Annotated in this window: 2 rRNA genes; both read left to right on the top strand. The window is 57.9% G+C overall.

Features of this window, described 5'->3' with window-relative positions:
* Positions 1–163 precede the first annotated feature (163 nt).
* Positions 164–1,679 (top strand): 16S ribosomal RNA (locus A6A27_RS06385).
* A 368-nt stretch (positions 1,680–2,047) separates the two neighbouring features.
* A 23S ribosomal RNA gene (locus A6A27_RS06380) occupies positions 2,048–5,157 on the top strand.
* The 16S and 23S rRNA genes sit together here, the layout of an rRNA operon.
* Positions 5,158–5,249 lie beyond the last annotated feature (92 nt).

Below are 5,249 nucleotides of genomic sequence, written 5' to 3'. Positions count from 1 at the left end.
GGGTTGCTGGATGGTGTGTGGTTGTTCTTTGAGAACTCAACAGGGTGTTTGATAAGCCAGTGCCAAATTGTTTATACCCCGGACTGGTCGGGCTTGATTGTCTGGCTGGTTGGGATTCCTTTGGCAACACTTTTGTTGTCGGGATGGATTGTTCAACAAGTTTTTGTTGGAGAGTTTGATCCTGGCTCAGGACGAACGCTGGCGGCGTGCTTAACACATGCAAGTCGAGCGGAAAGGCCCTTCGGGGTACTCGAGCGGCGAACGGGTGAGTAACACGTGAGCAACCTGCCCTAGGCTTTGGGATAACCCCGGGAAACCGGGGCTAATACCGAATATGACCACTGGTCGCATGACCGGTGGTGGAAAGTTTTTCGGCCTGGGATGGGCTCGCGGCCTATCAGCTTGTTGGTGGGGTGATGGCCTACCAAGGCGACGACGGGTAGCCGGCCTGAGAGGGCGACCGGCCACACTGGGACTGAGACACGGCCCAGACTCCTACGGGAGGCAGCAGTGGGGAATATTGCACAATGGGCGGAAGCCTGATGCAGCGACGCCGCGTGAGGGATGACGGCCTTCGGGTTGTAAACCTCTTTCAGCAGGGACGAAGCGTAAGTGACGGTACCTGCAGAAGAAGCGCCGGCCAACTACGTGCCAGCAGCCGCGGTAAGACGTAGGGCGCGAGCGTTGTCCGGATTTATTGGGCGTAAAGAGCTCGTAGGCGGCTTGTCGCGTCGACTGTGAAAACCCGCAGCTCAACTGCGGGCCTGCAGTCGATACGGGCAGGCTAGAGTTCGGTAGGGGAGACTGGAATTCCTGGTGTAGCGGTGAAATGCGCAGATATCAGGAGGAACACCGGTGGCGAAGGCGGGTCTCTGGGCCGATACTGACGCTGAGGAGCGAAAGCGTGGGGAGCGAACAGGATTAGATACCCTGGTAGTCCACGCTGTAAACGTTGGGCGCTAGGTGTGGGGGGCCTCTCCGGTTCCCTGTGCCGCAGCTAACGCATTAAGCGCCCCGCCTGGGGAGTACGGCCGCAAGGCTAAAACTCAAAGGAATTGACGGGGGCCCGCACAAGCGGCGGAGCATGCGGATTAATTCGATGCAACGCGAAGAACCTTACCTGGGTTTGACATCGCCGGAAATCCTCCAGAGATGGGGGGTCCTTCGGGGCCGGTGACAGGTGGTGCATGGCTGTCGTCAGCTCGTGTCGTGAGATGTTGGGTTAAGTCCCGCAACGAGCGCAACCCTCGTTCGATGTTGCCAGCGCGTTATGGCGGGGACTCATCGAAGACTGCCGGGGTCAACTCGGAGGAAGGTGGGGATGACGTCAAGTCATCATGCCCCTTATGTCCAGGGCTTCACGCATGCTACAATGGCCGGTACAATGGGCTGCGATACCGTGAGGTGGAGCGAATCCCAAAAAGCCGGTCTCAGTTCGGATCGGGGTCTGCAACTCGACCCCGTGAAGTCGGAGTCGCTAGTAATCGCAGATCAGCAACGCTGCGGTGAATACGTTCCCGGGCCTTGTACACACCGCCCGTCACGTCACGAAAGTCGGCAACACCCGAAGCCGGTGGCCCAACCCGTAAGGGAGGGAGCCGTCGAAGGTGGGGCTGGCGATTGGGACGAAGTCGTAACAAGGTAGCCGTACCGGAAGGTGCGGCTGGATCACCTCCTTTCTAAGGAGCACCATCCGTCGAAAGGCGGTATGGAGCCCGCGACCCGCGAATGCCGGGTCGGGGTGCTCAATTGGCGGAGACACTGGCGAGTTTTTCCCTGGCAACGGCTGGGATCTCTAGTACGGCCACTTCGGTGGTGTGGAACGGGTGACCGGTGCGGCTGGGGGGAAGCGGTAAACACCCTGTTGGGTCCTGAAAGAACAACCATGGGTTGTCTTTCAGAACCATGACCTCACCTGTGGGTGGGGGTTGGTGCCAGGCATGGCCTGGTCCCGTATACCGCCGGCGGTTGTCGGGCTGGTGTGGGGCTTGTGGGTTGTGGGTTGGTCGTTTGTTGAGAATTGCACAGTGGACGCGAGCATCTTTGTGGTCAAGTTGTCAAGGGCGAACGGTGGATGCCTTGGCACCAGGAGCCGATGAAGGACGTGGGAGGCCGCGATAGGCCTGGGGGAGCTGTCAACCAAGCTGTGATCCCAGGGTGTCCGAATGGGGGAACCCGGCTGGAGTCATGTCCAGTCACCCGCACCTGAACACATAGGGTGTGTGGGGGGAACGCGGGGAAGTGAAACATCTCAGTACCCGTAGGAAGAGAAAACAAAGAGTGATTCCGTGAGTAGTGGCGAGCGAAAGCGGATCGAGGCTAAACCGGCTGCGTGTGATACCTGTCAGGGGTTGCGTGGTCGGGGTTGTGGGACCCTGCTCAACAGACTGACATCTGTTGGAGGAGTTACAAAGCCAGTTGCTAGCCGAACAGTCTGGAATGGCTGACCGTAGGCGGTGATAGTCCGGTAGGTGAAAGTGGCTGGTCTCCTGTGGGTGTTCCCGAGTAGCGGCGGACTCCTGAAATCTGCCGTGAATCTGCCAGGACCACCTGGTAAGCCTAAATACTTCCTGGTGACCGATAGCGGACGAGTACCGTGAGGGAATGGTGAAAAGTACCCCGGGAGGGGAGTGAAATAGTACCTGAAACCGTTCGCCTACAATCCGTCGGAGCCTTGCGGGGTGACGGCGTGCCTTTTGAAGAATGAGCCTGCGAGTTAGTGGCATGTGGCGAGGTTAACCCGTGTGGGGGAGCCGTAGCGAAAGCGAGTCTGAATAGGGCGGTTCAGTCGCATGCTCTAGACCCGAAGCGGAGTGATCTAGCCATGGGCAGGCTGAAGCGCGGGTAAGACCGCGTGGAGGGCCGAACCCACCAACGTTGAAAAGTTGGGGGATGACCTGTGGTTAGGGGTGAAAGGCCAATCAAACTCCGTGATAGCTGGTTCTCCCCGAAATGCATTTAGGTGCAGCGTCGCGTGTTTCTTGCCGGAGGTAGAGCACTGGATGGTCTAGGGGGCCCACAAGCTTACCGAAATCAGCCAAACTCCGAATGCCGGTAAGTGAGAGCGCGGCAGTGAGACTGCGGGGGATAAGCTTCGTAGTCGAGAGGGAAACAGCCCAGATCACCAGCTAAGGCCCCTAAGCGTGTGCTAAGTGGAAAAGGATGTGGGGTCGCATAGACAACCAGGAGGTTGGCTTAGAAGCAGCCACCCTTTAAAGAGTGCGTAATAGCTCACTGGTCAAGTGGTTCCGCGCCGACAATGTAGCGGGGCTCAAGCACACCGCCGAAGCTGTGGCACTCACACAATAACCTTGCAGGGACTTGATTCCTTGTGCAGGTGTGTGGGTGGGTAGGGGAGCGTCGTGCCGGGGGTGAAGCAACGGGGTGACCTAGTTGTGGACGCGGCACGAGTGAGAATGCAGGCATGAGTAGCGAAAGAAGGGTGAGAAACCCTTCCGCCGGATGACCAAGGGTTCCAGGGCCAGGCTAATCCGCCCTGGGTGAGTCGGGACCTAAGGCGAGGCCGAGAGGCGTAGTCGATGGACAACGGGTTGATATTCCCGTACCCGCGAAGGAGCGACCCTGACGAACCTCGTTGTGCTAACCACCCGAACCGGCGGAGGTCTTCGGACTGATGTTGGGGAGCGTGGGAACCTGGCGGGTAGTAGTCAAGCGATGGGGTGACGCAGGAAGGTAGCTGATCCCGGCCGGTGGTTGTGCCGGGGTAAGCGTGTAGGCCGTGCCGTAGGCAAATCCGCGGCGCATATAGGCTGAGACGTGATGCCGAGCCGATTCAGGTGAAGTCAGTGATCCTATGCTGCCGAGAAAAGCCTCTAGCGAGTTCCGAGCGGCCCGTACCCCAAACCGACACAGGTGGTCAGGTAGAGAATACCGAGGCGATCGGGCGAACTGTGGTTAAGGAACTCGGCAAATTGCCCCCGTAACTTAGGGAGAAGGGGGGCCGGAGACGTGAAGCCCCGCGCGGGTGGAGCGTTGTATGGCCGCAGAGAGCAGGGGGAAGCGACTGTTTACTAAAAACACAGGTCCATGCGAAGAAGTAATTCGATGTATATGGACTGACGCCTGCCCGGTGCTGGAACGTTAAGGGGACCTGTTAGCTCTTCGGGGCGAAGCGGAGAACTTAAGCGCCAGTAAACGGCGGTGGTAACTATAACCATCCTAAGGTAGCGAAATTCCTTGTCGGGTAAGTTCCGACCTGCACGAATGGCGTAACGACTTCCCCACTGTCTCAACCACAGGCCCGGCGAAATTGCATTACGAGTAAAGATGCTCGTTACGCGCGGCAGGACGGAAAGACCCCGGGACCTTTACTATAGCTTGACATTGGTATCTGAGTTAGCTTGTGTAGGATAGGTGGGAGCCGGTGAAGCTCTAACGCCAGTTAGGGTGGAGGCAATCTTGAAATACCACTCTGGTTGATTCGGGTATCTAACTTCGGACCGTTATCCGGTTCAGGGACAGTGTCTGGTGGGTAGTTTAACTGGGGCGGTTGCCTCCTAAAGGGTAACGGAGGCGCCCAAAGGTTCCCTCAGCCTGGTTGGCAATCAGGTGTTGAGTGCAAGTGCACAAGGGAGCTTGACTGTGAGACTGACAGGTCGAGCAGGGACGAAAGTCGGGACTAGTGATCCGGCACTGGCATGTGGAAGCGGTGTCGCTCAACGGATAAAAGGTACCCCGGGGATAACAGGCTGATCTTCCCCAAGAGTCCATATCGACGGGATGGTTTGGCACCTCGATGTCGGCTCGTCGCATCCTGGGGCTGTAGCAGGTCCCAAGGGTTGGGCTGTTCGCCCATTAAAGCGGTACGCGAGCTGGGTTTAGAACGTCGTGAGACAGTTCGGTCCCTATCCGCCGTGCGCGTAGGATACTTGAGAAGGGCTGTCCCTAGTACGAGAGGACCGGGACGGACGAACCTCTGGTGTGCCAGTTGTCCCGCCAGGGGCACGGCTGGTTAGCTACGTTCGGAAGGGATAACCGCTGAAAGCATCTAAGCGGGAAGCTCGCTTCAAGATGAGGTATCCCACCACTCTTTGAGTGGGTAAGGCCCCCAGCTAGACGACTGGGTTGATAGGCCGGAAATGTAAGCCCGGTAACGGGTTCAGTTGACCGGTACTAATAGGCCGAGGACTTGACTACTAAGCTGCTACGCGTCCACTGTGCAACTCCCGACAAACGAACAGTCACACCATTTTTGGTGGTTGGTTGTTTGACATGTCGATAGAGTTACG

The organism is Micromonospora sp. CB01531 (genome assembly GCF_001905095.1).
GTDB lineage: Bacteria > Actinomycetota > Actinomycetes > Mycobacteriales > Micromonosporaceae > Micromonospora.
This window is presented reverse-complemented; position numbering and strand designations above follow the sequence as displayed.